Here is a 25685-nt window from a genome sequence, read left to right as displayed (position 1 = left end):
TTCCGCCTGCACTACAAAATATTTATCCTCTAGAGATTATGCAAACTAAATCTTTATTAGCTTATTTAATTTCGCTATGACCTGCGAAAACAAAGTGTTCGCGACGGTTGCCTTGACTGGTATTAGGCCATTCAATGAAATAATGCCCTTCTTCAAAACGGAAATCCATGATTGGGTAAGTTCCAGCTTGAATTTCTATACAACTTTCCTTCGGTAAATCTTTGACTTGTTCTGTTGAAGGTTTGAGGAAAGTAGGCATTTTAATAATTAAATTTTGCGGCTTGTTGCTTTCGTCTGGATTGCCAATCAAACCCTTAGTAATAGCGTCAGCCATTGCTTTAGCATTGAATTTGCCCATATCAATTGGTGAATCGCAAAAACAACACTCAATTAAAATGGCTGGCATATTTGTATTTTTCAGAACAAAAAAGTTGGCTTCTCTAACGCGTCTATCATTAAATCCAAGTGCAACAATTTCGTCAAGAACTTTCTTACCAACTTCACGTCCTTTTGGACTCAAAGCGAAAACTTCCGTACCGTGCGCTTTGCCATTAAAGGAATTAAAGTGAATCGAAACATAAAAATCTACATTTGCTTGGTTAGCTTTATCAACTCTCTTACGAAGAGAATCATTTACACTACTAACAGAAGTTGGAGTACAATTAACGACACTATGACCTGCTTTTTGTAGGTTTTGGATCACAATTTCGCCAACAGCTTTTGTTAAAAAATCTTCTGTTTTATCAATTCCTTTAGCACCTGTATCTGGAGAGCAATTGTGACCAATATCAATTCCGAATTTCATTCTATGAACTCCTAAACTGTTTTAATTACAGCAACTACACTCGGTCAATTCAGAGTAGTGTCTCTCAGCTACGATTAATCTCTACTTCAAGTTCAAAATAGAGATTTTCGGAAGCAGTGTAGAGATTATGGCGATCGCCTTAATGCACTCCCATAATTCAGGTGCGATCGCCTCAGCAGACATGAGTGTTTTTATAAATCATGTAAAATATTTTACTTATTTTCTAAAAACGTGATAAGGGCAAAAACTCTGAATAAATTGTAAGAAGAGTTGCTCAATCTCAAAAATTATACTTACATATTTTCTTTATATAGGTGTTAACTTTAACATTCTCTTAAGCAGATTAAAGAATTCATGGGGATGGGGATCGGGATGATGTACTATAGGCGATCGCGCCTAAGCTAATGCAAAATTGTCATTAGTCATTTGTATTTACCAAGGACAAACCTAGTTACCATCCCCAACTACCAAGGCCACCTTTGAAGGGCCCAACAATATCGCTTGTAACCCAACCACCATAAAAATTACCTGGTTGCGGCTGGACTTTTTCCCCGTTCACGTAACAAGCATCCATTAAATGAGCATAAAAAGCTACATGGTCTTTGATAGATGCAAAAGCAGGTGTAGGATTAGGATAGTACCAAGCAGAATTTTGCGCTTGTTTTTCACCTACGCGGACTGTGTAATAATCAGCATTTCCCTTCCATTCACAAAAGCTAGACTGCGGTGATTGGATTAGGTATTCCATTTTGATATCTTCTGGGGGAATGTAGTAAGAAGGTGGATGACTGGTTTCTAAGACACGCTTAGCACGGTGAGTATCTGCAATTGTGACACCATTAAATATTACTTGGATATGCTTGTTTGTTTCCTCTAAGCGAGGAGGACGGGGATAGTCCCAGACTGATTCTTGTCCAGGGCCAGGTTCAATGCGTTGAGGTCTAATCATTTTATTAGTTGTTTGTTGTTTGTTGTTTGTGGTTTGTTCTTTGGACTAACTACTAACTACTAACTACTAACTACTAACTAATTTATTTACCACGCCATAACTTCTGTAACATCTGAAAAATGCTCACGAATAGTTCCTCTAGCCAAAGCATAGTGCTATCCAACAATTCTAAAATTTGCTCTAGTAGATGCTTATCATACCCAACTATTTTGGCTTTCGTTTCAATCCAATCTGGTTTTGCTTCAACTTCGGAAGTTTGGCGGTGTCGCCGCTGAGAAATTTTAGTGCGATCGCTTTGTTTTTCCAACTGAGAAATAGTGGATGCAGTTTGTGTGTCAGTGGCTAATTTAGCAGATTGTTTTTGAGTAGGAGTAAGGTCAAGAATTGGTTTTTGCCGTTGTACTAATCCCGCGCTGGATTTTGATTTTAGTGGTAATGTGATGCTTTTGAAGCGATGAATGAAGTTTTGTAGAGAAGAGATTGCTTTCTGAGTTGTAGAAAGGGTAGAGTTTGGAGTTGAAGTCGATGCAACTAACTGTTGATTGCTGACATTATTATTTGCAGGTTCACTTACTGCCTGAAAATCACCAAACAAATCACTCTCGCTTAGCCATAGATCTACTTCGTTAAGTTGCAACTGAGGCTTTTTAATAAAGGTTTGAGAAATAGAATGCTGTAGAAATCTTTGGTTTGGACTGATTGGTAAAGCTTCAGGAGTTCTATTTTTAGGTGTAGTTTGCTCTAGTTTTTTAGCCTGGCGTTCTCCAAAAAAGAAATTGACTGCCGCCCAAATTAAGTTCTTAATATTCGACGTCTGATTATTTAAATTATTAGCAACAACTACTGTTTGTGTGTTGGTAGTTATCTGCTCTTTACCGTAAATAAATATCTGGAACTGAGTTTGGAGAACTTGAATTAGCTGCCAACTGGCGCGAGATACTGGCTCTAAAGTATTTGTTTCCAACTTGGCAACAGCTGCATCTAGCAATGACAGCGATCGCCCAGTATTTAGTAAAGATGAATACCCAATATTTTTATCTACATTACCAGAGGATAGCGCTGGCAAGTTATTTTCACTGCTACTGGAAGTTAGCTTGATCAATAGGTTATTAATTTCACTTAATACCTTTGTTTCTTCCTTTACTTGAGATAATCGCCAGCAACGCCAGTAGTTAGCAACTTCTGCAATAATTCGGTCTTCCAATAGTTGCTGCTGCTGAGGCGTCAAAATATCCAGAATTTCATTATTAGGGCTGACCAACACCAACTGCCGATTAGATAAATCAGAGGCAATTCCCCGAATGTGAAGAAGATGGGGAGAGGGGGAGAGAGGGGGAGTGGGGGAATTAGGAGAAGGGGGGAGGGGGAGAGTGGGGGTAATATTTGACTCTTGACTTTTGACTTTTGACTCTTGACTCTTGACTCTTGACTGAAGTTGCAGACTCTCCACAGCCTGTAGCACTTGCTGAATGGGGATATCAGCTACTGGAGGAGTTTTAGGCTGGAAATCGGTATCATTTGCTTGTGCTTGTAACTGTAGCCTTTGTGGTTGCTGTCCGGCGTGTAGTTGTTTGTTTGCTGACTCAACAGCTTTTTGAATCAGCATAAATACAGGGTACATGAGTGCTTCTAGCGACCAACTGGCAGCAACTTGCAGATGGCGGAAGGTGCGTCCTACCCCTTCACTCCAGCGTCGAGATTGTTTGTGAACGAAGTTAAAAAGTCTGCTTTGATAGCGTTCAGAGGAAGCAGAAGGCATGGTAGTGAATTTTTGTTGAGAGCTTTGTGAATGATCCGATTCTCACCAAACAATAAAGTGGTTGTTTGTTAGTAGTTGGTGGTTGGTGGTTGGTGGTTGGTAGTTGTCTTTTATAAACGAGCGAACAACAATCAACAAACAACAAACAACAAACAACAGACAACTAACAATGAACTACATCATAGCGAAAATATGACCTCTCCCGTATCGCCATCCAATACTAAATTCATCTGGGCGGCAGTCGAGAAACTACGCTCTTTTTGTCAAGAGAATATTCTCCCGAATTGGCGCTTTTTGGCAGCGGATCTGGCTGTTGCTGAGGTAAACGCATCCTCTTTGTCTGATTGGACACCTGCCCAAATCAATGCTAAGGGACATATTGCTTGGGCTGGGGGACAAAAGGTTTTGTGGTTAGCGCAAAAATTAGTAATTCCTCAAGATTTACAGGGTTATGCCCTACAGGGTTTGTCTTTGCGGCTGGCGTTGGTTTGGTGGGCAAATTCTGCCGAAATATATGTGAATGGAGAGTTGCTGGGTGAAGGAGATTTATTTGATTGTTCTCCTCGGGTTTTACTCAGTCAGGCGGTGACGCCAGGGGAGGAATTATTAGTAGCTTTGCGTTTGGTGAGTCCGGGACATTGTGATGGGGCGTTGGTGCGATCGCTACTAGTTTATGAGTCCACTGATGATAACCGTCTCGATCCCGGTTTTGTGGCTGATGAGTTGGCTGTGACGCAGCGTTATTTAGAAAAATTTGCGCCAGAGAAGTTGGATAGTTTAGCAGCAATGGTGGAAGAGGTAATGAACCACAGAGACGCAGAGTACACAGAGGAAGAGAAGGGAGAGTTTGATCGGGCGCTTTTATCTTTACGTGATAAACTGCTGCAATCCAAAATCCAAAATCTAAAATCCAAAATCTATCTTTTGGGTCATGCTCATTTGGATATGGCGTGGTTGTGGCGTGTAAGCGAAACTTGGAGGGCAGCACAAGGTACTTTTGAGTCGGTTCTAAAATTGCAGGAAGATTTTTCGGAGTTGATTTTTTGTCATTCGACTCCAGCGTTGTATGCTTGGGTTGAGGAAAATCGCCCAGACTTGTTTAGGACTATTCAAGAACAAGTAGCAGCGGGAAATTGGGAAGTTGTGGGCGGTTTTTGGGTGGAACCGGAATTAAATTTGATTGCTGGTGAATCAATTGTTCGGCAGTTATTGTACGGTCAGCGCTACGTGCTGGAAAAGTTTGGCAAGCTTGCCAGTGTGGTTTGGGTTCCCGATACTTTTGGTTTTTGTGCGACTTTGCCGCAGTTCATGCAACAAGCAGGGATTGAATATTTCGTGACTCAAAAGTTGCGCTGGAATGATACGACTAAGTTTCCTTATGGTGCTTTTTGGTGGCATTCTCCCGATGGCAGTGAAATATTTAGTTTGATGTCCGCACCCATCGGTGAAGGAATCGATCCAGTGAAAATGGCTGACTACGCTATTGAATGGCAAACTCAAACTGGTTTTGCAAACTCGCTTTGGCTTCCTGGTGTCGGCGACCACGGCGGTGGCCCCACCCGTGATATGTTAGAAATCGCCCGACGCTGGCAAAAATCTCCTTTGTTCCCGCAACTAGAATTTACTACTGCTGAGAAATATCTTCAGCAACTTCAGTCAAGAGTCAAGAGTCAAGAGTCTCCCACTCGCTCACTCGCCGACTCGCCCACTCTCCCCACCTGGGACGATGAACTCTATCTGGAATTCCATCGCGGTTGCTATACCACTCACGGGGATCAAAAACGCTGGAATCGTCGTTGTGAAAATTTGTTGTACCAAGCGGAACTGTTTGCGGCGATCGCAACAATTAGCGGTGGGGTAAGTTATCCAAAGGCGGAACTAGAAGCTGCTTGGAAGAAAGTGTTATTTAACCAATTTCACGACATTCTGCCTGGTTCCTCGATTACTGAAGTTTACGAGGATGCCTTGCCAGAGTGGCAGGAAGTCGAAAAAGTGGGTACGGAGATATTGCAGGAATCATTAAGGGCGATCGCATCCCAAATTCGCTTCCCAGATCCGCCAAAACCCGACAGTTTGCCTGTAGTAGTGTTTAATTCTCTCAATTGGCAGCGTTCTGAAGTCGTCGCTGTTTCCTTACCCTCAGCGCCAACACTCAACCAGGAATGGCAGATTTATGATACCTCCGGACAGCAACTTGTCTCCCAGATGGGTGAGGCATCAACGCTGCTATTTTTGGCTAGCGATATTCCATCGGTTGGCTGTCGTCTTTTTTGGTTGTGTCCCTCTGAGTTTGAAAAAGACAATAATACAGCTCATTATGAAGATACCAAATTAGGTCTGCAAAAGCAAGAACAAATTTCGCCAGAAAGATTGACTTTAGAAAATGAATTTTTGCAGGTAATTGTTGACGAACAAACTGGTAATTTATCTAGCGTTTTTGACAAAGTCAATAACAGAGAAGTTCTCAATCAACCATGTGGAAATCAATTACAAGCCTTTCAAGACAGCGGTCAATACTGGGATGCATGGAACATTGATCCCAACTATGCCCAGCATCCTCTACCACCAGCCAAATTGAAATCTATTCAATGGCTAGAAAACGGCCCAGTACAAAGCCGCCTACGTGTGGTGCAACAACTCGGCGAATCGGAGTTCTGCTGTGATTACATTCTCTGGGCAGCTTCACCAATGCTGAAAATCGCTACGACTGTTGATTGGCAAGAACAGCAAGTATTAGTGAAAGCCGCTTTTCCTCTTAAGGTCGAAGCAGACTTTGCCACCTACGAAATTCCTTGTGGTGCGATTCGTCGCCCCACCAAACCTCAAACTCCAGCAGAACAGGCAAAATGGGAAGTCCCCGCTTTGCGTTGGGCAGATTTGACGGAAGAGATTGGAGAAAGGGATAAGGGAGACAACAGGGACAAGGGAGAAACTGCTAGCTTATCTCCTCAATCCTCAATCCAAAATCCAAAATCCAAAATCCAAAATTCTTACGGTGTTAGTTTGCTGAATGATTGTAAATATGGTTACGATGCTCAATCAAATCAGCTGCGCTTGACCTTACTACGCAGTCCCAGCTGGCCCGATCCTCAAGCAGATCGAGGTTTACATGAATTCACTTATGCCTTGTATCCCCATGCTGGTGACTGGAAATCAGCCTATACTACCCGACGCGGGTATGAATTGAATATACCCTTGCAAGTCATGGTGTGTCCAAACAACCTCGCCTCCAACTCTTCTACCACAGAACAAATACGTGCAGAAAGTGAAGTGAGTTTCTTAGATTTATCTGCTGAAAATTTAATCTTAATGGCGCTAAAGCAAGCAGAAGATGACCCACACCAGTGGATTATTCGTTGTTATGAATGCTGCGGAGAAACAGCCGAGTTGGGTTTGCAGAGTGATTTGGGGTTGAGTCTGGGAGAGTCGGTAGATTTGTTGGAGCGTTCCTTCTCGAAGACTGCATTCTCATCTTCTGAACGAACCTTGACTATCAAACCATGGAAAATTGCCAGTTTTCAACTGCAAGTCAACACTTGTGCAAGAATTTGAGCTAGGTAGTGGTTGGGTTGTTCTTTGTTGGTAGTTGGTGGTTGTTTATTGTTGGTTATTCCAAACAACCACCAACCAATTCCCATTTAATCTTCATGGTCCTCGAACGGATCGCTCAATTGCTTAGAGGGTGGGCCAAAAGCAGTGTAAATAGATAGCGCGGTGATGACAATCACAATCGCGCCAACGGAAATGCTAAGAACTGTTGCGGGTTCCATAATTTAGGGATAGATTATGAGTGCTATTCTTATAGAATATTACAGAAGATTAAAAAATGCTTTGGCAACTGATCTTAAGGTGAAATATGGCTCAAAGGACGCGGTTGGGAGATATCCTCAGACCCCTGAACTCTGAATATGGTAAAGTTGCTCCAGGTTGGGGTACTACCCCCCTGATGGCTGTTTTTATGGGTCTATTTTTCGTGTTTCTGCTGATTATTCTGCAACTCTATAACAAGTCAATAATGATCCAGGACGTCAATGTTGATTGGCGGAGTTTAGGGCGTTAATTGATAGGAAAGCTCTAAAGCTTGCATCAAAACGCTTACCCACCCGGCCAGTCCGGGTTTTTTTGTCAAGTTGGTAGTTAGTAGTTAGTAGTTAGTAGATAGTAGTTGGTTGTTAACCACTAACCACTAACCACTAACTATGTCTAAACTAAATTTGTGGGTTTCCGCAGCAGTTCTTGAGTTGACAGGAGAAAGCACAAATGAATGTATTTGGTATTGGTCTGCCGGAAATGGCTCTGATTATGGTTGTGGCGCTGTTAATCTTTGGGCCGAAGAAGTTGCCAGAAATTGGCCGCAGTATGGGAAAGGCGATTCGCGGTTTTCAAGATGCTTCTAGGGAGTTTCAAAATGAGTTTCAAAAAGAAGCAGCTCAGTTAGAAGAAGCGGTGAAGACTACTGCTGAAATTGAACCGAAGAAATTAGAGGCTGTGCAAAAGGAAGAAGTTTGAAGATTGAAGGCAAAAGGCAGGAGGATAATATATTTACTTAATCCTTCATAATTCATAACTCATAATTCATAATTCAGACTTCAAATGACAGAAGCCACTGCCAAAACAGCTTTGGTGATTCCCCAACTAATTGTCGGGTTGGGGAATCCAGAGCCTAAGTATGAACAAACACGCCATAATATTGGTTTTGCTGCGTTGGATGCTCTATCGCGTTCTTGGCAGATTCCTCTGGCAGAAAATCGCAAGTTTCAAGGTGAGTACGGCGAAGGTATCGCACCAACAAAAGACAAGATTCGCTTACTGAAACCGCTTACTTATATGAATCGCTCGGGACAGTCTATACAGGCTGTCATCAATTGGTACAAGTTGCCACCTGAGTCGGTATTGATAATTTATGATGATATGGATTTACCTCTAGGAAAGACTCGCTTGCGCTTGTCTGGTTCTGCTGGAGGACACAACGGTATGAAAAGCGCGATCGCCCATCTGGGTACGCAAAACTTCCCCCGCCTGAGGATCGGCATTGGTAGACCAAAAGATGCTACTAATAATGATGAAACTAATGCTGTCTCCCATGTATTGGGGAAATTTTCCGCTTCTGAAACTCAGCTTGTATCGGATGTACTCCTGTTTGTAACTGAATGCGTAGAATTATGCCTCAAACAAGGAGTAGAAAAAGCGATGAACCGTTGTAACAGCAGCATAATTTACATTCCTGAACCGAAAATTTCTCCAGCTAAGAATGTGTAATTATTGTGACTTGTTAATTACGCAATTTTTATAGAGGAAAGCCCAAGAAGCCCTAATTTATTGAACGCCGAAAAACCTTCACCGTGGCAAACACGGTGTTTTTTGTTTTTTCTTCTAGTTTGGTTGATGGGCAGCAGTTTTGCTTGCTCCATCTAACCACAATCGGACACTTGACGCGCTCCGTACCTGTGCAAGCCAATCCCCTTACACCCCAATCAGGGGTGTGGTTCTTCTTGCTGATTTTTTTTAAAAATGATAGCGGAGGCGCTTTAGCTGATTTAAGATTATTTTTTCAAGCAACGTCAGTACCGAGTCGGTTTATTTAAAACGCCGCTTGCGTCTAGCAGCCACTGCTTTGCGTTTGCGCTTTTCTAACGGTGTTTCAAAGTGCCGGTGATACTTAACATCAGCTAAGATGCCAGCTTTGGAAACCTGGCGTTTAAAGCGGCGCAGAGCCGATTCTATTCCTTCATTTTCTCCTAAAACCACTTGGGTCATTCTTGCGTTTTCCTCATGATCGATATATCCCATTGTAATGCCGCCTTTACCTTGGCGAAACTACATGTAAAATACTTATGACCAAAAAGAAGCGATCGCCTAATTGGGCATTGGGCATTGGGAATTGGGGATCGGGAATTGGGTATTGGTGAGAATTATGAATGCTGAAAATTTCATAATTCATAATTCATAATTCATAATTTTTATGCCCTAATCCCCAGTATCAATAGTAAGAGCAAGTTGATAGAGTTGGCGGCGGGGTAGGGAAGTAACTTTTGCTAACTCCCGGCTAGCTTGCGATCGCGATATTCCCTGAGCGATGAGTTTTGTTAACTCAGCTTTTAATTCTACTTCTGATAGCTGCAATTGAGTGGGTGAAGTTCCCGCTACTACTAAAGTGTACTCTCCTTGGGGTTCGCGATCGCGACACAAAGAAAGTGCCTCTGCCAGCGTTCCTCGCCAAAATTCCTCATAAAATTTAGTTAACTCCCGTGCCAAGACAATTTGGCGATCGGCTCCGAAAATATCTGCTAAATCTTGTAAAGTGTCTTGCAAACGGTGGGGAGACTCGTAGAAAATTAAAGTGCGAGATTCTGTTTTCAAGGATTCTAGGTGTTCTCGTCGCCCTTGAGCTTTCGCTGGCAAAAATCCTTCAAACACAAATCTTTCCGTTGGTAATCCTGCTGCACTTAAAGCTGTAATTGCCGCATTTGCACCAGGAATTGGTACTACCGCGATCCCAGCATCAATACATGCTTTGACTAATTCATATCCAGGGTCAGAAATTCCCGGCATACCTGCATCTGTAACTAGAGCGATCGCTTTACCCTCACCCAACTGCTTTAATAATTCTGGGATGCGACTATTACGATTGTGTTCGTGGTAACTCAGTTGTGGAGTTTTAATTTGAAAATGCTGTAGCAACTTCCCCGTATGGCGCGTATCTTCCGCTGCAATCAGATCCACCGCTTGTAAAATTCGCACTCCCCGGAAAGTCATATCTTCCAGGTTGCCAATTGGGGTGCCGACAACATAGAGTGTTCCTGGTTTTGGATCGGTTTGCATGAAGGAAAAGATAAGAGTTGTTAGTAGTTAGTAGATAGTAGTTAGTAGTTGGGTTTTACCACTAGCCCTGTCAAGGTAGTTAGAAAACAAACCCAAATGCTAGCACAGAAGACCATTTTCCTCTTAGTGTCTTAGTGTCTTGGTGGTGAAAAATAATTTTTTAACCACTAAGGCGCATGGACGCGCTTTATTCGGCTTCCCGCAGGGTAGACACCAAGAAAAATCCATTTCCAAGACTTACACCTTGACAGGGGTAGTTTTACCACTAACCACTAACTACTAACCACTAACCAATGACCAATAATGGCTTATTTGTTGGTTTATTAACCTTGGATCTAATTTACCTTGCCCAATCTCCCCCCAAGAACAATCAAAAAATAGTCGCTGCTGACTATACTGTTGCCGCAGGTGGCCCGGCTACAAATGCTGCTGTTGCTTTTAGCCATTTGGGTAATCTAGCTACAGTGTTAAGTGTAGTGGGTTCTCACCCGATGACGCAGCTAATTCGTGGGGACTTGCAAAAATATCAAATCGAAATCATTGACCTTGATCCCACCACAGAAAACCCACCGCCAGTTTCTTCTATCATTGTTACCCAAGCTAGCGGAGAACGCGCAGTAATTTCCATCAATGCTGTCAAAACTCAAGCCAACAGCCAAGCTATTCCGTTAGACATTCTCCAAAATATTGATATCGTACTAATTGACGGACATCAAATGACAGTTGGGATAGAAATTGCCCAAACAGCAAAAGCCAGAAATATCCCAGTTGTTATTGATGCTGGTAGCTGGAAATCAGGGTTTGAACAAAGTTTGCCATTTGTAGATTACGCGATTTGTTCTGCTAATTTCCATCCTCCCCATTGCCAGACAGAAGAAGAAGTGTTTGCCTATCTCAGTGGACTTGGCATTTCTCACATTGCTATTACCCACGGCGAAAAACCGATTCGGTATCTCACATATTCAGAGGGGAGTACAAATGGCTTTATAGATGTGCCAAAAATTCCAGCTGTTGATACACTGGGGGCTGGAGATATTTTCCACGGTGCTTTTTGTCATTACATCTTACGGGAAAATTTCACTGATGCATTAGCATCAGCTGCAAAGATTGCTGCTTTTTCCTGTCAATTTTTTGGCACACGCCGCTGGATGGAAACCTCACCCCCCTCCTCTGGGTAAGCCGAGAGGGGGGAAAGTAATAACTAATATACCCCTCCTTGCTAGCGGTGAGGGGCAAGGGGTGGGGTGATAAGTTCATGAAATATAAGGCAAAATTCATGCAAGACCTACAAAAAATCCTCGAACTAGCTTGTTCTGTCGGTTGGAGTGCAGCTGAAATACTGCGGTCTTATTACCATGAAACTTATCAAAATCTAGAAGTGCAGTATAAAGATAATGACCCTGTCACCATTGCCGATATTGCTGTAAGTCGCCACATTTTGGAGAAGCTACAAGCGGCTTTAGGTCAAGAAGATTTTGCCTATATTAGCGAAGAAACCTACAAACAAGAACAAACCAAGCACCCGAATTCTGGATGGGCGTGGATTATCGATCCTTTAGATGGCACGCGAGACTTTATTGAAAAGACTGGAGAGTATGCCATTCACATGGCCTTGGTCAAGGAACATCGCCCGATGTTAGCAGTAGTAGCACTCCCGGAGTTAGGAAAATTGTACTACGCGACCAAGGGCGGTGGTGCATTTGTAGAAAATAGCGATCGCCAAAGCACCTCTTTGAAAGTATCCTCACGGGAACGCATTGAAGATTTAACCCTTGTTGTCAGTCGTTCGCATCGCAATGACAGACTAGAATATTTACTGCAAAACTTGCCTTGTCAAAATCAAAAAGCCGTTGGTAGCGTAGGCTGTAAAATTGCCACTATTGTTGAACAACAGGCAGATATTTACATTTCCCTTTCTGGAAAATCTGCTCCTAAAGATTGGGATATGGCAGCACCAGAACTAATTTTGACAGAAGCTGGTGGTCAGTTCACCCACTTTGATGGTCAGCCATTGCAATACAACACCGGGGATATTAATCAATGGGGTGGTTTATTAGCTAGTAATGCTCAGTTCCATGACGTACTTTGTCAGCAAGCACAAAAGATTTTAGGAGAGTGGGAACAATACGGTTCGGTTAAAGGTTAAATGGAGAAAGCACGCTCGGTCATTTCCTTTCCCCTTTACCCATTCCCCCTTAACCAAACTTTATCGAGAGTGGGAAAGTATTAAAAATTAGGATTATGTTGCAAAAATTTACCCAGCAAACTGTAAGTAGGATATTGACAGATTTGCATAATATGCAGTCGTAAAGCTGTTTTGCCCCTCTTTTGTTTGTGCCATTCTAAGGAAGCCTTTAGAACATACAACATGGCAATAGTTTTTTCAAGAGCTAAGCTAATAGTTACTTAGGTTACAATTTCAGGTGAGGTGGGTTATGGGCGATCGCACCATGACTTTGACTAGTCTCTCTCAAGAGTTACGGCAAGTCACCGCCGACTTACACCAAGTAAATCCTTTAGTAGGACTATTACGCTTCAGCATACTTGGTTTGATATTTTTCAGCCTGGTGACATTAGCTTGGTTAACACCGAAGGTCAGCCTCTTTGTCGGTGCAACAATGCTGGCGGGAATATTCTATGGTTACTGGCTTCTGTGCACCCATGATATGATTCATCGGACGCTGACGGGATGGAATTGGTTCGATGCTTTGATGCCCCGATTGATCAGCTGGCCAATGCTGTGGCCCCACAGTATCTATGCAGAACTGCACCGTTTGCATCATGGCTGGAATGGGATTGATCTACGAGATCCAGAACGAGTCCAGTGGACTTGGCAAGAGTATCAGCAAGCTCATCCTCTTGTGCGCTGGTATGTGCGTCATCAGTGGGTCTGCGATATTTTTGTACTGGCGGGATTTGGGATGATTTTTAAAACGTTTATTAAGGGTGTGCGCTTCCAGACGGTAGTACCTCGGATACGTCAACAGTTGCTACTTGATATCACAGGTATGCTTCTGGTGAACGGTATTCTGCTGATCTTACTCATTTCTCAAGGAGTACTGCTGCGCTACTTGTTATTTTGGTTAATTTTAGAACGGGTTGCTGGAGTCATAGGACAGACGCGCGATCACTTAGAACACTATGCGCTTTGGGGCAGGTTTACAGGTCATCAACTGACGCAGTTCTATGCTTGTCGCAATCTCAACACTAGTTCCCTGGTCGGATGGTTGATGGGTGGTTTGAACTATCATGGTGTGCATCACGCTTTTCCTGATATTCCCTTTAACCGGCTTCCAGAAGCATTTCACCGCATTCAAGGGGTGTTGCAACAGCATGGTCTTCCCCTCATGCAATTGGAACCAGGCTACCTCAAATCAACTTATTGGTGGAGTCGTCATCCTTCCTTAATTGGTGAAGTTGACAACTCTGATACCACAGGTCGCCATTGCATGATTCCAGTTTAGTTTGGAAATTACCACATTAATCGAGTTGTTACTTGCAATACTTGGGCATGAAATTCCCAAGCTAAATTATCAACAGAAAGACTTTGCACCGCTTTAACTCCATCAACTGCTGGCCCGTACTTAACAATTGTTTCTAAAATACGAAACTCAATCTTTGGATTTAATCCTGAAATAATTGCCGATTTCCAGTCAGGACGAAGCAAAGATAAAGCCGTTAATAAACCAGTTGCCCCCCAGTTAGAAACCCCACAAACAATTAGATGATTGCAGGTAATGATGCAAGCAATTTTTTCACCATGACGAATATGTTGATGAATTACTTCTTTAGGAATGTTGCCCATTCCTAATTCATTACCTCCATCACCAATTCCCACGGAGATGATTTTTTCTGAAGCAAATAAAATATGTAAAGGTGCAGTATAAGCTGTAATATCTTGTCCTCTCATATTGCGGACTATGCCATCATAACTAGGGCCTGGTCTTTCTATAGAAATCACATGAGAAATAGGTCTTTCTAAAGAGTCCCAAAAATTGAGCAGCGAGGAAACCACTTGATGATTTCCTGTGGTCGTCTCCACTGGCACAATATCAAAAGGAATACTAGCAGGTACTCCTGCTGCCAGCAGTGCAATTTTGACTGCACGAAAGCAAAGAGAGTCAGTGACAATTCTGACAGGTATACCGACTCTCAGCAGACCTGCTGCTAAGAGAGCGCAACCTATGGGGCCATCGGTTTCGGGAGCAGGTGGATTAGCGTATGGCAGAAAAAAACCAGTAATAATAGCTACGTGAGGATCGGGATGTTCAGCGATGGAACAAGCTGTTGCCAGCAGTCCTCCCTTCGCTATTTGAACTAGTGGCTGAATGCCTCTACCAACATCCCGTCCGCAGATAGATTCTAGTTGGGCAATTTTGTCTAAGATTTCTGGGCAGTATTTCAAGGCAATTTTCATTAGGCAAACTGATTTGAAAATACTTTGTGCCTTTGTGCCTTGGTGGTTAAAAAAAATCTTGAAACACCCTTCGGGTTCGCCAGTCCCCCATCGTGACGGGAACCGCCAAGACGGGGGCTGGTCTCACCAAGACACTAAGACACAAAGAGTAAAATAATTTTTATGCTTAGGAGTGTAAGCAGTTCATGATGGTTATTTAGCTAGAAAAAGATTCATCTTTGATGTCTGTAATAAACATATGTCCAGGAGCGTGAGTAATTGCTATTTCTGGTTTGGCTTGAACAATTGCTGTTTGTGTGGTCACGCCACAGGCCCAAAATACAGGAATTTCTCCCTCACGAATTGTCACTGTATCCCCAAAATCAGGAGAATTTATATCTGCAATACCAATTGCACTTGGATCGCCTAGATGTACAGGCGCACCATGAGATTTGGGAAAATGGCTGGTAATCTGCACGGCGCGAATGGCGTCAGCAGGTGACAAGGGACGCATAGAAACTACTAAGGGGCCAGAAAACACGCCTGCTGACATACAATTAAGACTAGTTTTATACATCGGTACGTTTTTGCCTTCCTCAATATGTCTCACGGGTACGCCTACATTCATCAGTGCTGCTTCAAACGAAAACGAACAACCAATCAAAAAGGCGACAAAATCATCACGCCAAAATTCTTTGATATCCGTAACTTCCTCTAGAAGTTCACCGTGGCGAAACACATGGTAACGAGGTAAGTCAAATCTGATGTCAGCACCGGGTGCAACCATTTGAGGTTCGGGGTTCCCAACTTCAGTCACATCAAGTAAGGGACAGGGTTTGGGGTTGCGATGACAAAATAGCAGAAAGTCAAATGCAATAGATTTGGGCAATATGACTAGATTTGCCTGCACATACCCAGATGCAAGTCCAGGAGTAGGGGCTTGAAATTTTCCCTGGCGACATAGTTGACGGACTTCAGTTGCAGTCAATGATGGATTCATGAGTTTTAGCTGCTAGTGCTTGAAGGCAAAGGGAGGAATGGCTGATAAATTAATCTTTAGGCTTACTTCTAAATGTAGAGTTATTTATGCCGAGTTGCATTAGGCTTCAATGAGATGAATTCTATGAAAAATAAGGGTTGATTTATATTTTTGCTAAGGGCGATCGCGTTTCTTGGACTTCCTCGCAATTCAAAATGTCAAAAACGATAGGTATAAAATGACAAGACCTATCGGGATTATCATCAAAAAGCTAACATCAAAAACCGTGCAAGAATTTGTAAACTTTGCCACTCGTAGAACTGGAAAGCAAGTATTAAATAAATATAGGTTTATTCCATCTATCGATAAAAAATAGTGAAGATATGGCGATCGCACCACAAGCTGTGGTCATGGAAATTTTTTGCTATACTTCAAAGGCAGGAATTATTTTCGGTTGAGAATATCGTTTTGGTTATTATGAAGCGTCTCTCCGAATCTAACTCTCTACCTATGTGATTTCGGAGATGCACTATGTCAATTTATGTTGGTAATTTATCCTACGAGGTTAGGGAAGAAGACCTCAGGCAAGTTTTTGCTGAGTACGGCACAGTTAAGAAAGTTCAATTACCTACAGATCGCGAAACAGGTCGTTTACGCGGTTTTGGCTTCGTAGAAATGGAGTCAGATGCACAAGAACAAAGTGCTATTGATGCCCTTGACGGCGCAGAGTGGATGGGAAGAGACTTGAAGGTTAACAAAGCTAGACCTCGTACAGAGAAAACCAATCAAAAAAATTATTCTTCAGGTGGTGGCAGCTGGGGTAATGGTGGACGCAGCAATCGCCGCTACTAAAACCTTAAGATAAAACATTTAACCTCTAGAAACTCCAGCAGATTAAAGCAATGGCTTGACTCTGCTGGAAGTTTGTATTTAACGGAATGTAGATCAATCGCAACTCCTACTGTTTATCGCTCAGATAGCCTTGATAAAATTTAAGCTTCATTGGTGTAACACTGTTGTGTTTTTCTCTGTTGAGAGAGTATCGTTGCACAAGCTTTTTTGACTTTCTAAACATCTTTTATCGCACAGACTCAAAGATGATTGTTGTTGCGATTACGCAGAACAGAACAATTCCAAATCGCATAACTAAGTCTACAACATAAGGAAATAGCATAGCTGCTATCCCTATGCCTCCAAAAGGAGATGATAAAACATAGGCGATCGCTAAACCAACCAATGCTAATAAAAAATATTTAAGAAACACGCAAGCCAAGCGAAATAAAGACATAATTGTGAACTCCCGATCGGTGAATGTGAATAAGTAGTTGAGCAAAATTGAATTCATCGTGTCTCATATCTTGCACCTCACCGTACAACCCCAGATAAAGTAAAAAGATGTGCGATAAAGCTACCTGATTTTTATTGACTTTTATCGTTAAATTAGGAGTTCCGCTTTTTTTACTGAGTAATAAAATTACATCAATTTTTCTTGGTGCAAGATGTGAGGTGTGTAATTAATTCTGTTTGAGTACTTAAAAAAACAGAGCTGATGCGATGACTTGTTGCACCGATCAGCCCTGCTGTAGCCTTTTTCCAAACTCTCTTGGACTGAAAATTATTAACTTGTTGACCTCAAGGGCGAAAACAGTTTTTACTGCTTTTCCATACCTAGAGGTAAAATTTGGTAGTTAGTAGTTTACTAGCGATCGCTAACCACTAACCATTCTCTATTCATTATTTCCTATTGCCAGTCACCACGAAAAATACTTTTATTAAGCAGACCTACTCACAAATCAGTCAAAATCCAACAATTCGGTTTTCGTGCAGCTAAACATTGGCGCAGTTCTTCCTCTTCTGGATTTTGAAAAATCTAGCTTGAGTGAGCCAAACCCATTAGGTAACAAACTCCTCAACCTCTTTTGGAAGTGTTCGCGATAGATAGCTACTTGACTGTGCGTATCTAGTGGTAACTGTTCTACGTAGCTAATCAGATCCTTAGAAGGACAGCGCCAGGAACCCCGGAAGGAAATCAGACGCAGTTCAAATTCTTCCAAACCTATCTTGCGGATCGTAACTTCAATGATTCCATCCCTACAACTTTGACAAACAAGAAGATCTTGCTCGATCAAGTCAAAAAATTGATTAGGAGCCTCAGGTGGTGGCATAGAATACCTCAGTGCTAGTTACTTTAGCTATCCTCGCGATTTATACCTAGTACAAGAAGGCAAAAGGATAATGCCTGGAGTTATTCCTACGAAGCCTACCGACCCAGCCTTTGTTTGTGTAGCTGCACCATGCGCGGGTGAAAGCTAGTTTTTCAACTGGATAGTTATTTCTGCCATTTTGCACTAGTTAACTATATTTACACCTAGTTAGTTATAAATTCTATAGTTGCTTGATATAGTTGTCAATACTCATTGATAATTTAGGTTGACAAGTTGATAATTTAGAGTATATTTGGTAGTGGTGATTTGTTACCTAGTGTAATTTTTCGCCTTTTCTAGGGCTGGTTTGATCCTCTCCCGTCCTCTTGATTGCCAGAGAGCTGACTAAAGGAGATGTCTTGAATTCTACTGACGATAACCAAGTATAACTAAAAGCTCTTTTTTACCTCACATACTTATAAATTAGTCTGGAGAGGTTTACCCCTATGACTGAAATTTCCAAAAGCTTTTTGAGAGCAATTACGACTGAACGCAATATATCTGAAGCAGAACTAAGCGCCTTAGTTCTGGCTTTAGCTGGTCATACGGCAGAGTCTATAGCAACCACTCTTGAGATTAGTGCGGCGGCGGTGCGTAAGCGGCTTGGTTCGGTCTACCAAAAGTTTGGTATTGCCGGGAGTACTCCTGGAAAATTAGAGATCATCAGGAATCTCCTAAACGAGAGATATCAGTTATCAACAACAGCTAGTGCCTCATCCCAGCGGGATTTTGGCGAAGCACCAGATGTTCCCATTTTCTTTGGACGCGAGTTGGAGTTAGACCTTTTAGAGAAATGGGTAGTCAAAGATCGCTGCCGACTTGTGGCGATATTTGGTATGGGGGGAATTGGCAAAACAGCTTTATCTATGAAGCTGGCACAGAAAATTCAGGATCGGTTTGAGTACGCGATCTGGCGATCGCTGCGTCATGCACCTACTGTCCAAGAGATTCTGGCAGATGCGATCGCGTTCTTTTGCACAGACCACGAAGCGAAAATCGAATGGTCGGATGTAACAACGGGAATTTCACAACTAATTGCCTGTTTGCGGAAATACCGCTGTTTGCTCGTACTGGACAATGCAGAGTCAATCCTGCTGGGGGGTGAAAGTGCTGGACAGTATAAAAAAGGATATGAAGGATATGGGGAACTGTTCCGACAAATAGGAGAAATGCCTCATCAAAGCTGTTTGGTGTTAACTAGTCGAGAGATTCCGAGAGAAATTGTTACCTTGGAAGGAGACCAACTCAAAGTTCGAATCTTACAATTAAGCGGTTTAGAAAATCTGGCAGCAAAGAGCATTTTTGTTGGTAAAGGTGATTTTTTTGGTTCAGAGGAAGACTGGAACAAATTAATAGATCACTACGCAGGTAATCCCTTAGCATTAAAAATAGTTGCCACCACTATTCAAGAAGTATTTGGCGGGAATATTACTGAATTTCTCAGTCAAGGTAATTCAGTGTTTGTTGGGGATATTCGTAATCTTTTAGAACAGCAATTTAATCGTTTATCAGACTTAGAAAAAGAAATTTTATTTTGGCTGGCAATTAATTTGAAACCCACTTCCTTTTCAGAGTTACAAGCAGATATTATTTCCACTGCATCACAACCACAATTAATTGAAGCTTTAGAATCACTGCGGCGGCGATCGCTAATTAATAACGAAAAGGGTTTATCTAGATTTACGCTACAGCCCGTAGTCATGGAATATATGGTTAGCCAATTAGTTAACCAGATTTGTGAAGAAATTACCTCAGATATTACTCTAGAGAAAATTTCACTCTTCAAAAGGTATGCCTTACTAAAGGCTCAAACAGAAGGAAAAATCAGAAATACCCAAGTTCGTTTTCTATTGGAGCCAGTTGCTGAAAGATTAATTAATACTTTTGGTAATAAAAATCTCATCAAAGAACATCTTTTGCAAATTCTAACCATCTTGCAGGTAAATACACCACTTACATCAGGTTATGCAGGAGGAAATATTATTAATCTCCTTTGTCATTTAGGAATCGATTTAAGTGGTTGTAATTTTGCCAATTTAAAGATTTGTCAAGCATACCTCATCGGTGTGAAGTTGCATAATGTCAACTTTACTAATTCAGATTTATCCAAGTCTGTTTTTACTGGCAGCTTCGATAGTGTTTTGTCAGTAGCATTTCACCCAGTCAATGGAGAAATTGTTGCTACGGGTGATGCCGATGGCAGAATTAGTTTTTGGCGAACTGCAAACGGTGAACAAATTTGTAATTGGAAAGCACACGACAACTGGGTAAGAACCGTTGGATTTAGTCCAGATGGAAAATCACTTATTAGTAGTAGCGATGACCAAACTGTGAAACTATGGGATGTCAAAAGCCAAAAACTTTTAACAACTTTTCAGGGACATACTAATTGGATTAGGTCTGTAGTCTTTAATCCCCAAGGTCATATAGTCGCTAGCGGTAGTAGTGATGAAACTATCAGACTTTGGGATGTTCGCAGCCAGGAATGCTTGAAAATTTTAAAGGGACATAACAGCTTCGTACGTGATGTAATTTTCAGTCCTGATGGCAAAATTCTTGCTAGTGGCAGTGCCGATCAAACTATTAAGTTTTGGGATGTGAACACAGGCCAATGCCTTGATACTCTTCAAGGACATACAAAGTTGGTGTTGTCCTTAGACTTTAGCCCCGATGGCAAAATTCTCGCCAGCGCCAGTGCTGACCAAACAGTTAAACTCTGGGATATAACAAAGCGTGAATGTTTGCAGACTCTCAAAGGACACACCAGTTCAATACGTTCTGTAGCCTTCAGTCCCGATGGAAAAATTCTCGCTACTGGCAGTTCTGACCAAACAGTCAGACTTTGGGATATAACAACGCGCAAATGTTTTAAAACTCTTGAGGGACATACCAATTCCATACGGTCTGTTACCTTTAGTCCGGATGGAAAAACACTTGCCAGTGGTGGCTATGACAAAACCGTCAGGTTTTGGGATGTTGAGACTTATCAATGCATCCAAGTCTTGCAAGGATACACCAATTGGATACACGACCTAGCCGTTAGTGCAGATGGGAAGATAATTGCGAGTAGCAACGACGATAAAACTGTACGGTTGTGGGATATTCACACTGGCGAATGTATCCGCACTTTGGAAGGGCACACTGGTCGTCTCTGGTCTGTCGCTTACTCTCCAAGAACGCCTGCGGCGTACAATTCGATGGGGATATTAGCTAGCGGCGGTGATGACCACACTATCAGATTTTGGGATATTCTGACCGGACAGTGCGTGAAAATTTTGCAAAATAGCGATCGCGTTCGGTCTATTGCTTTTAGCCCTGATGGTCAAACTCTCGCCAGCGGTAGCGTTGACTGTAGTATCAAGCTATGGAATGTTCGTACAGGTCAATGCTTTGAGACTTTGCAGGGGCATACAAATTGGGTGCAGTCTGTCACTTTTAGTCCCGACGGTGAAATTCTCGCTAGCGCTAGTAACGATAAAACCGTGCGGCTGTGGAATGTCCATACAGGTGAATGTATTCGCACTTTGGAAGGACATACGATGCGAATCTGGTCTGTTGCTTTTAGCCCTACTTTGGAAGGGGGGTTTGGGGGGATCTTAGCCAGTGGTAGCGATGATAAAACTGTACGGCTGTGGGATATTTACACTGGAGAATGCCGTCAAATTTTACACTGTCAAGATTGGGTGCGTTCTGTGGCTTTTAGTACCGAAGGTAAAATTATTGCCTGTGCTTGCGTCAATCACACCGTAGAGATTTGGGATCTTGACAGCAGCCAGCGTATTAACACGCTGAAAGAACATAGCAATTGGGTGCGTTCTGTTACTTTCAGTTCCGATGGTTATTTATTCAGTGGTTCCCAAGATGGAGCCATCAAACAATGGAATATCACAACAGGTGAGTGCATCAAAACGTTTTTGCCAAAAAGACCTTATGAAGGGATGAACATTAAAGGTGTTGTTGGTTTGAACGAGGTACAAAAAGATACACTCAAAGAATTGGGTGCTATTGAAAATTAATCATTTTATCTTTGTGTCTTAGTGTCTTAGTGGTTCAAAAGTTTTTAACCACCAAGGCACAAAGACACCAAGTGTTTCAGCCAGCAGGCAAAAGGTAAAAATCTTTCTAATTTATCCTAAATATTAAAGAGATTAATGAATGTTACAAATTAAACCTAAGAAAATCGAACTATATGGAATAAAAGACATAGATCGGCTTCCCCAACTGCAAAAACTTTCAGCAGCAGACCGCTTGGCAATCAAAGCAGTTGCTCAAGTGTTGCCGTTCCGTGTCAATAACTACGTGGTAGAGGAGCTAATTGATTGGGAGAACATTCCTGATGACCCAATTTTCCGCCTCACCTTTCCTCAGGGAGAGATGTTATCTCCCGAATCTCTGGATAAGGTAATTTGGCATCTCCAAAATTCCACCCGAGAAGATTTGCGTCTGGTTGTAAATGCAATTCGATCGCAACTCAATCCCCATCCAGCTGGGCAAGTTGAATACAATGTTCCAACTCTTGATGGCAAGCGAGTACCGGGAATTCAACACAAATATCCCGAGACAGTCCTGATTTTTCCTACAGCCGGTCAAACTTGTCATGCATATTGCACGTTCTGCTTTCGCTGGCCGCAGTTTGTCGGTATGGACGGAATAAAATTTGCTACCCGCGAATCAGGACTTTTCCAAGACTATCTTCGCCAACATCAAGAGGTAACAGATGTTTTAATTACCGGGGGAGATCCGATGACGATGAAAGCTAGGCATCTCTCTTTGTATATCGAACCGCTATTAGGTGAGGGTTTTGAACATATCCAGACGATTCGGATTGGTACTAAGTCAGTAGCTTACTGGCCTTATCGGTTTGTGACAAATGAAGATGCTGATGATGTCTTGCGTTTGTTTGAGAAGGTAACTCTTGCAGGCAAGCATCTCGCGATTATGGCACACTATGACCACTGGAAAGAAATCGAAACCGAAATTGCTCAAGCAGCGATCCGCCACATTCGCACCACAGGAGCACAGATTCGTACCCAAGCGCCGCTCATGCGTGGAATTAATGATTCTTCCCAAGTATGGACGCGGATGTGGCAAGAGCAAGTTCGCTTAGGTTGCGTCCCCTACTACATGTTTATGGAACGTGACACCGGCGCAAAACACTACTTTGAAGTGCCAATCGTTCAAGCTTGGGAAATATTTCAAGCCGCAATCCAAAAGGTGTCTGGTTTAGCTCGTACGGTTCGAGGCCCAGTCATGTCAGCACTACCGGGTAAAGTTGCAGTGGATGGCGTCGCACAGATTAAGGGCGAGAAGGTTTTTGTACTTTCTTTCTTGCAAGGACGCGATCGCGATTGGTGCAAACGTCCCTTTTTTGCACGTTATGACGAGAAAGCAAACTGGTTAACTGATTTGGTTCCAGCCTTGGGAGAAAAGGAGTTTTTCTATGAACAGCAGCTACAGGAAATTCTTAAAATCCAAAGTCAAGTTTCCAATATTCATCGATGAGATTCTGATACTCGCCTACAAGTTGCAAAGAGTCGTTAACGAGAATTAAATGCTTATTAACAAGGTTCTGATATTTGTTCACGAGTATCAAAGATTCTTTAACGAGGTTCTAATTCTCGTCCGCGAGTGTCAAAGATTCATTAACAAGATTCCAATGCTCATTGATGAGTATCCAAGACTCATTGACGAGGTTCCGATATTTGTTCACGAGTATCAAAGATTCATCAACAAGGTTCCAATGCTCGTCCACGAGTATCCAAGTCTCATTAACGAAGTTCACAGACCGTTATCAGAAAAATGGGTTTAAAACCCATTTTTCTGATAACTTTTGCCAGAGTCAGTACTCCCAGTAAGGCTGCAACCACCAGCATCCAAGTTTGTGTCCACAGTAGCAGCTTGCGGCGATCGACGACATCGGCGATCGCTCCTGCTGGTAATGCCAGCAAAAAAAAGGTAAGCTAGCCGCCGCCTGCATTAGCGCTACCAACAGCGGTGAGTTGGGAGCCAGAGTGGTCATTAACCAAGCTGCCCCTACGTCGTGCATCCAAGTACCAATTGTTGATACCGCCGATGCTATCCACAAAGCACGAAATACTGGCTGCCGCAGGGGACTCCACATTGATGTAGGTGCTGCTGGTGCGGTCATAAGAGGAGTGGGGGAGTGGAGGAGTGGAGGAAAATATTACAGATGCTTCTACTGAGAATATAGAAATACTAGGATGGAACGCAACCCCATGTATTTTGAATAATGTCGGTAACACCAACTGTTCATTTTCGAGAAGCTATTCCCCAAGAAGATGCTTTGATTGCTCAACACTTTTATCAACTATGGCGAGATAACGACGTTTCAGCTGAATCCATCCGATCTGACTGGCTTGAGGTGATTCTGGACTTTATCAGCCGCGCTCGGCGAGAATTATACTACAAAGCTTTTGTTGCAGAAACTGGCGGTAAAGTGATCGGTTCAACTAGTTGTCAGTTGTTTACTGGTCTTTACCCCCACGTACTTGCAGAGCATTATCGTAAATATGGCTATGTTTGGGGTGTTTATGTTGACGTACATTTCCGTGGTCAAGGTATCGCCAAGCAGCTGACGAGTATGGCAGTTGACCACTTGCGGATACTAAACTGTACGCGAGTTATCCTCCACGCCTCGCCCTCTGGCAAACCAGTTTACGAACGCCTTGGTTTTTCGACAACCAACGAAATGCGGTTAGATATTTAGGTTGGTTAGTGATTAGTGGTTAGTGGTTAGTAGTTGTAGAGACGTGCCATGGCACGTCTCTACATTGGTTAGTGGTTAGTGGTTGGTAAATAATAACCAATGACTAATGACTATGACCAATGACTAATGACCAATGACTCTTGACTCTTGACTCATTAACGGTTGTGCCGATCGCAATATTACATCCAACAACCCCGGAAACAATACTTCTAAATCTTCTCGCCTGAGTGAATTTATATGTTGTGTTCCTTCTTTGCGCGTCCAGACTACGCCAGACTCTCTTAAAATTTTAAAGTGGTTGGACATGGTGGACTTGGCGATCGCAAAATCAAAATCGGCACAACACTGCTCCCCCTTAGTCGCCAATTGCCGTACAATCTCTAACCGTACAGGATCGCCTAAAGCATACAACACTCCTGCCAATGAAATATGTTTTCGCTCTGGATGATATAAGAATCTCATACTTGCATTATCCCAAAAATTAGATTATATTTTATTTATTCGATAAAATCGAATAAACGAAATAACAGGAGGCGAGTATGTCATCCATTACTAACGTGACAGAAGCCACATTCAGGCAAGAAGTCCTCGAAAGTGAAGTTACCGTGTTAGTAGACTTCTGGGCACCTTGGTGTGGTCCTTGTCGCATGGTGGCTCCCGTCGTAGATGAAGTGGCTGCCGAATACACAGGACAGGTGAAAGTGGTGAAGCTGAATACAGATCAAAATCCCACTGTTGCCAGCCATTATGGGATTCGCAGCATTCCGACACTCATGGTGTTTAAAGGCGGTCGGCAAGTCGATACGGTTGTCGGTGCAGTACCAAAAACAACCTTAGCTAAAACTTTAGCACAGTATCTGTAATCTAGGTTGATAGTTAGGTGGGCTAATTGCCCACCCTACCTAACTAAAAAATGGGTCATGGGGCATGGGGCAAAGGAACTGGAGAAGTAAAAAGTAAAAAGGTAAAAGAAAAAATTCTTTCTTTTTACTTTTAGCTTTTAACCCTTCGCTGCGCCCCTTGGGCATGCTTTTGACTTATTTT

The 25685-nt window shown here is 42.5% G+C and carries 25 protein-coding genes and 1 pseudogene; 13 read left to right on the top strand and 13 right to left on the bottom strand.

All coding sequences use genetic code 11. From position 1 onward, the window contains the following. Positions 1 to 61 precede the first annotated feature (61 nt). From HXY43_RS20150 to HXY43_RS20140, 3 genes are all read right to left on the bottom strand, one after another. On the bottom strand, positions 62 to 805 hold the full coding sequence (locus HXY43_RS20150; RefSeq protein ID WP_290886744.1) for an N-acetylmuramoyl-L-alanine amidase: 744 nt from the start codon (positions 803 to 805) through the stop codon (positions 62 to 64). Positions 806 to 1256: 451 nt separating this feature from the next. Next, a complete protein-coding gene (locus tag HXY43_RS20145; protein ID WP_290886741.1) occupies positions 1257 to 1754 on the bottom strand; it encodes a DUF427 domain-containing protein in 498 nt (165 codons plus the stop codon). Between the two features lie 82 nt (positions 1755 to 1836). After that, positions 1837 to 3513 (bottom strand): hypothetical protein, encoded by a 1677-nt coding sequence (locus tag HXY43_RS20140; protein ID WP_290886738.1) that lies wholly within the window; start codon positions 3511 to 3513, stop codon positions 1837 to 1839. 192 nt (positions 3514 to 3705) lie between these two features. Here HXY43_RS20140 and HXY43_RS20135 point away from each other — a divergent pair, with 192 nt between their 5' ends. After that, on the top strand, positions 3706 to 7065 hold the full coding sequence (locus tag HXY43_RS20135) for an alpha-mannosidase (protein ID WP_290886735.1): 3360 nt from the start codon (positions 3706 to 3708) through the stop codon (positions 7063 to 7065). An 86-nt stretch (positions 7066 to 7151) separates the two neighbouring features. Here HXY43_RS20135 and psbN read toward each other — a convergent pair whose 3' ends face one another. Further along, positions 7152 to 7283, bottom strand: coding sequence for a photosystem II reaction center protein PsbN (gene psbN / locus HXY43_RS20130; RefSeq protein ID WP_016871838.1), 132 nt, complete (start codon positions 7281 to 7283; stop codon positions 7152 to 7154). A gap of 86 nt (positions 7284 to 7369) precedes the next feature. Here psbN and psbH point away from each other — a divergent pair, with 86 nt between their 5' ends. The 4 genes from psbH (at position 7370) to HXY43_RS20110 (ending at position 9098) form a co-directional block, all read left to right on the top strand. Further along, positions 7370 to 7573 carry a photosystem II reaction center protein PsbH gene (gene psbH / locus HXY43_RS20125; protein WP_026731686.1) on the top strand — a complete coding sequence of 68 codons (204 nt, stop codon included), beginning with the start codon at positions 7370 to 7372 and terminating at the stop codon, positions 7571 to 7573. A gap of 200 nt (positions 7574 to 7773) precedes the next feature. After that, a complete protein-coding gene (locus HXY43_RS20120; RefSeq protein WP_026731687.1) occupies positions 7774 to 8022 on the top strand; it encodes a TatA/E family twin arginine-targeting protein translocase in 249 nt (82 codons plus the stop codon). Positions 8023 to 8106: 84 nt separating this feature from the next. After that, on the top strand, positions 8107 to 8772 hold the full coding sequence (pth, locus tag HXY43_RS20115) for an aminoacyl-tRNA hydrolase (RefSeq protein ID WP_290886728.1): 666 nt from the start codon (positions 8107 to 8109) through the stop codon (positions 8770 to 8772). Between the two features lie 95 nt (positions 8773 to 8867). Further along, positions 8868 to 9098 (top strand): hypothetical protein, encoded by a 231-nt coding sequence (locus tag HXY43_RS20110; protein WP_290886726.1) that lies wholly within the window; start codon positions 8868 to 8870, stop codon positions 9096 to 9098. Here HXY43_RS20110 and rpsU read toward each other — a convergent pair. Genes rpsU through rsmI form a run of 3 tightly spaced genes read right to left on the bottom strand, consistent with a single transcriptional unit; the run spans position 9091 to position 10335 of the window. Then, entirely contained in the window at positions 9091 to 9270 is a 180-nt protein-coding gene (rpsU, locus tag HXY43_RS20105; RefSeq protein WP_009459242.1) for a 30S ribosomal protein S21, read from the bottom strand. The two genes, HXY43_RS20110 and rpsU, sit on opposite strands and share 8 nt — an antisense overlap. A 46-nt stretch (positions 9271 to 9316) precedes the next feature. Continuing rightward, complete coding sequence (locus HXY43_RS20100) at positions 9317 to 9454, bottom strand: hypothetical protein (protein WP_290886701.1); 138 nt, start codon at positions 9452 to 9454, stop codon at positions 9317 to 9319. Positions 9455 to 9480: 26 nt separating this feature from the next. Beyond that, positions 9481 to 10335, bottom strand: coding sequence for a 16S rRNA (cytidine(1402)-2'-O)-methyltransferase (gene rsmI / locus HXY43_RS20095; RefSeq protein ID WP_290886697.1), 855 nt, complete (start codon positions 10333 to 10335; stop codon positions 9481 to 9483). 293 nt (positions 10336 to 10628) lie between these two features. On the opposite strand from rsmI, the gene HXY43_RS20090 reads away from it, so the two are divergent. From HXY43_RS20090 to HXY43_RS20080, 3 genes are all read left to right on the top strand, one after another. Continuing rightward, on the top strand, positions 10629 to 11513 hold the full coding sequence (locus HXY43_RS20090; RefSeq protein ID WP_290886694.1) for a sugar kinase: 885 nt from the start codon (positions 10629 to 10631) through the stop codon (positions 11511 to 11513). Between the two features lie 98 nt (positions 11514 to 11611). Continuing rightward, on the top strand, positions 11612 to 12481 hold the full coding sequence (locus HXY43_RS20085) for a 3'(2'),5'-bisphosphate nucleotidase CysQ (RefSeq protein ID WP_290886691.1): 870 nt from the start codon (positions 11612 to 11614) through the stop codon (positions 12479 to 12481). A 289-nt stretch (positions 12482 to 12770) separates the two neighbouring features. Continuing rightward, complete coding sequence (locus tag HXY43_RS20080) at positions 12771 to 13799, top strand: fatty acid desaturase (protein WP_290886688.1); 1029 nt, start codon at positions 12771 to 12773, stop codon at positions 13797 to 13799. 8 nt (positions 13800 to 13807) lie between these two features. Here the strand turns inward: HXY43_RS20080 and HXY43_RS20075 are convergent, their stop codons facing one another. Both HXY43_RS20075 and HXY43_RS20070 read right to left on the bottom strand, forming a co-directional pair. Then, positions 13808 to 14752 (bottom strand): DUF4392 domain-containing protein, encoded by a 945-nt coding sequence (locus HXY43_RS20075; protein WP_290886685.1) that lies wholly within the window; start codon positions 14750 to 14752, stop codon positions 13808 to 13810. A 196-nt stretch (positions 14753 to 14948) separates the two neighbouring features. Then, complete coding sequence (locus tag HXY43_RS20070) at positions 14949 to 15731, bottom strand: putative hydro-lyase (protein WP_290886682.1); 783 nt, start codon at positions 15729 to 15731, stop codon at positions 14949 to 14951. A 510-nt stretch (positions 15732 to 16241) separates the two neighbouring features. Here HXY43_RS20070 and HXY43_RS20065 point away from each other — a divergent pair. Beyond that, a complete protein-coding gene (locus tag HXY43_RS20065) occupies positions 16242 to 16562 on the top strand; it encodes an RNA-binding protein (RefSeq protein WP_026731696.1) in 321 nt (106 codons plus the stop codon). A gap of 226 nt (positions 16563 to 16788) precedes the next feature. Here the strand turns inward: HXY43_RS20065 and HXY43_RS20060 are convergent, their stop codons facing one another. Then, positions 16789 to 17055: a hypothetical protein gene (locus HXY43_RS20060; RefSeq protein WP_231510244.1), complete on the bottom strand. Its 267-nt coding sequence runs from the start codon at positions 17053 to 17055 to the stop codon at positions 16789 to 16791. A gap of 448 nt (positions 17056 to 17503) precedes the next feature. Next, positions 17504 to 17875, bottom strand: coding sequence for a hypothetical protein (locus HXY43_RS20055; RefSeq protein WP_290886676.1), 372 nt, complete (start codon positions 17873 to 17875; stop codon positions 17504 to 17506). Positions 17876 to 18360: 485 nt separating this feature from the next. Here HXY43_RS20055 and HXY43_RS20050 point away from each other — a divergent pair, with 485 nt between their 5' ends. Both HXY43_RS20050 and HXY43_RS20045 read left to right on the top strand, forming a co-directional pair. Beyond that, positions 18361 to 21930: an NB-ARC domain-containing protein gene (locus HXY43_RS20050; RefSeq protein WP_290886673.1), complete on the top strand. Its 3570-nt coding sequence runs from the start codon at positions 18361 to 18363 to the stop codon at positions 21928 to 21930. Positions 21931 to 22069: 139 nt separating this feature from the next. Next, positions 22070 to 23416 (top strand): hypothetical protein, encoded by a 1347-nt coding sequence (locus HXY43_RS20045; protein WP_290886670.1) that lies wholly within the window; start codon positions 22070 to 22072, stop codon positions 23414 to 23416. 266 nt (positions 23417 to 23682) lie between these two features. Here HXY43_RS20045 and HXY43_RS20040 read toward each other — a convergent pair. Then, positions 23683 to 24035: pseudogene (locus HXY43_RS20040) on the bottom strand (MFS transporter). Positions 24036 to 24164: 129 nt separating this feature from the next. Here HXY43_RS20040 and HXY43_RS20035 point away from each other — a divergent pair. After that, positions 24165 to 24641 carry a GNAT family N-acetyltransferase gene (locus HXY43_RS20035; RefSeq protein ID WP_290886667.1) on the top strand — a complete coding sequence of 159 codons (477 nt, stop codon included), beginning with the start codon at positions 24165 to 24167 and terminating at the stop codon, positions 24639 to 24641. 123 nt (positions 24642 to 24764) lie between these two features. On the opposite strand, the gene HXY43_RS20030 is transcribed toward HXY43_RS20035, so the two are convergent. Beyond that, a complete protein-coding gene (locus HXY43_RS20030) occupies positions 24765 to 25103 on the bottom strand; it encodes a helix-turn-helix domain-containing protein (RefSeq protein WP_026731705.1) in 339 nt (112 codons plus the stop codon). Between the two features lie 77 nt (positions 25104 to 25180). Between HXY43_RS20030 and trxA the strand changes: the two genes are divergently transcribed. Further along, complete coding sequence (gene trxA / locus HXY43_RS20025) at positions 25181 to 25504, top strand: thioredoxin (protein WP_026731706.1); 324 nt, start codon at positions 25181 to 25183, stop codon at positions 25502 to 25504. The last annotated feature ends 181 nt before the right edge of the window (positions 25505 to 25685 follow it).

The organism is Fischerella sp., from assembly GCF_013388695.1.
GTDB lineage: Bacteria > Cyanobacteriota > Cyanobacteriia > Cyanobacteriales > Nostocaceae > PCC9605.
This window is presented reverse-complemented; position numbering and strand designations above follow the sequence as displayed.

Excerpts from the sequence above, each read along its gene's own strand:
- HXY43_RS20050 (WP_290886673.1), top strand. The coding sequence starts at position 18,361 with ATGACTGAAATTTCCAAAAGCTTTTTGAGAGCAATTACGACTGAACGC.
- psbN (WP_016871838.1), bottom strand. The coding sequence starts at position 7,283 with ATGGAACCCGCAACAGTTCTTAGCATTTCCGTTGGCGCGATTGTGATT.
- HXY43_RS20045 (WP_290886670.1), top strand. The coding sequence starts at position 22,070 with ATGTTACAAATTAAACCTAAGAAAATCGAACTATATGGAATAAAAGAC.
- pth (WP_290886728.1), top strand. The coding sequence starts at position 8,107 with ATGACAGAAGCCACTGCCAAAACAGCTTTGGTGATTCCCCAACTAATT.
- HXY43_RS20055 (WP_290886676.1), bottom strand. The coding sequence starts at position 17,875 with ATGCCACCACCTGAGGCTCCTAATCAATTTTTTGACTTGATCGAGCAA.
- HXY43_RS20135 (WP_290886735.1), top strand. The coding sequence starts at position 3,706 with ATGACCTCTCCCGTATCGCCATCCAATACTAAATTCATCTGGGCGGCA.
- trxA (WP_026731706.1), top strand. The coding sequence starts at position 25,181 with ATGTCATCCATTACTAACGTGACAGAAGCCACATTCAGGCAAGAAGTC.
- HXY43_RS20035 (WP_290886667.1), top strand. The coding sequence starts at position 24,165 with ATGTCGGTAACACCAACTGTTCATTTTCGAGAAGCTATTCCCCAAGAA.
- rpsU (WP_009459242.1), bottom strand. The coding sequence starts at position 9,270 with ATGACCCAAGTGGTTTTAGGAGAAAATGAAGGAATAGAATCGGCTCTG.
- HXY43_RS20090 (WP_290886694.1), top strand. The coding sequence starts at position 10,629 with ATGACCAATAATGGCTTATTTGTTGGTTTATTAACCTTGGATCTAATT.
- HXY43_RS20140 (WP_290886738.1), bottom strand. The coding sequence starts at position 3,513 with ATGCCTTCTGCTTCCTCTGAACGCTATCAAAGCAGACTTTTTAACTTC.
- HXY43_RS20120 (WP_026731687.1), top strand. The coding sequence starts at position 7,774 with ATGAATGTATTTGGTATTGGTCTGCCGGAAATGGCTCTGATTATGGTT.
- HXY43_RS20060 (WP_231510244.1), bottom strand. The coding sequence starts at position 17,055 with ATGAATTCAATTTTGCTCAACTACTTATTCACATTCACCGATCGGGAG.
- HXY43_RS20065 (WP_026731696.1), top strand. The coding sequence starts at position 16,242 with ATGTCAATTTATGTTGGTAATTTATCCTACGAGGTTAGGGAAGAAGAC.
- HXY43_RS20085 (WP_290886691.1), top strand. The coding sequence starts at position 11,612 with ATGCAAGACCTACAAAAAATCCTCGAACTAGCTTGTTCTGTCGGTTGG.
- rsmI (WP_290886697.1), bottom strand. The coding sequence starts at position 10,335 with ATGCAAACCGATCCAAAACCAGGAACACTCTATGTTGTCGGCACCCCA.
- HXY43_RS20030 (WP_026731705.1), bottom strand. The coding sequence starts at position 25,103 with ATGAGATTCTTATATCATCCAGAGCGAAAACATATTTCATTGGCAGGA.
- HXY43_RS20075 (WP_290886685.1), bottom strand. The coding sequence starts at position 14,752 with ATGAAAATTGCCTTGAAATACTGCCCAGAAATCTTAGACAAAATTGCC.
- HXY43_RS20080 (WP_290886688.1), top strand. The coding sequence starts at position 12,771 with ATGGGCGATCGCACCATGACTTTGACTAGTCTCTCTCAAGAGTTACGG.
- HXY43_RS20145 (WP_290886741.1), bottom strand. The coding sequence starts at position 1,754 with ATGATTAGACCTCAACGCATTGAACCTGGCCCTGGACAAGAATCAGTC.
- psbH (WP_026731686.1), top strand. The coding sequence starts at position 7,370 with ATGGCTCAAAGGACGCGGTTGGGAGATATCCTCAGACCCCTGAACTCT.
- HXY43_RS20070 (WP_290886682.1), bottom strand. The coding sequence starts at position 15,731 with ATGAATCCATCATTGACTGCAACTGAAGTCCGTCAACTATGTCGCCAG.
- HXY43_RS20150 (WP_290886744.1), bottom strand. The coding sequence starts at position 805 with ATGAAATTCGGAATTGATATTGGTCACAATTGCTCTCCAGATACAGGT.
- HXY43_RS20100 (WP_290886701.1), bottom strand. The coding sequence starts at position 9,454 with ATGAATTATGAAATTTTCAGCATTCATAATTCTCACCAATACCCAATT.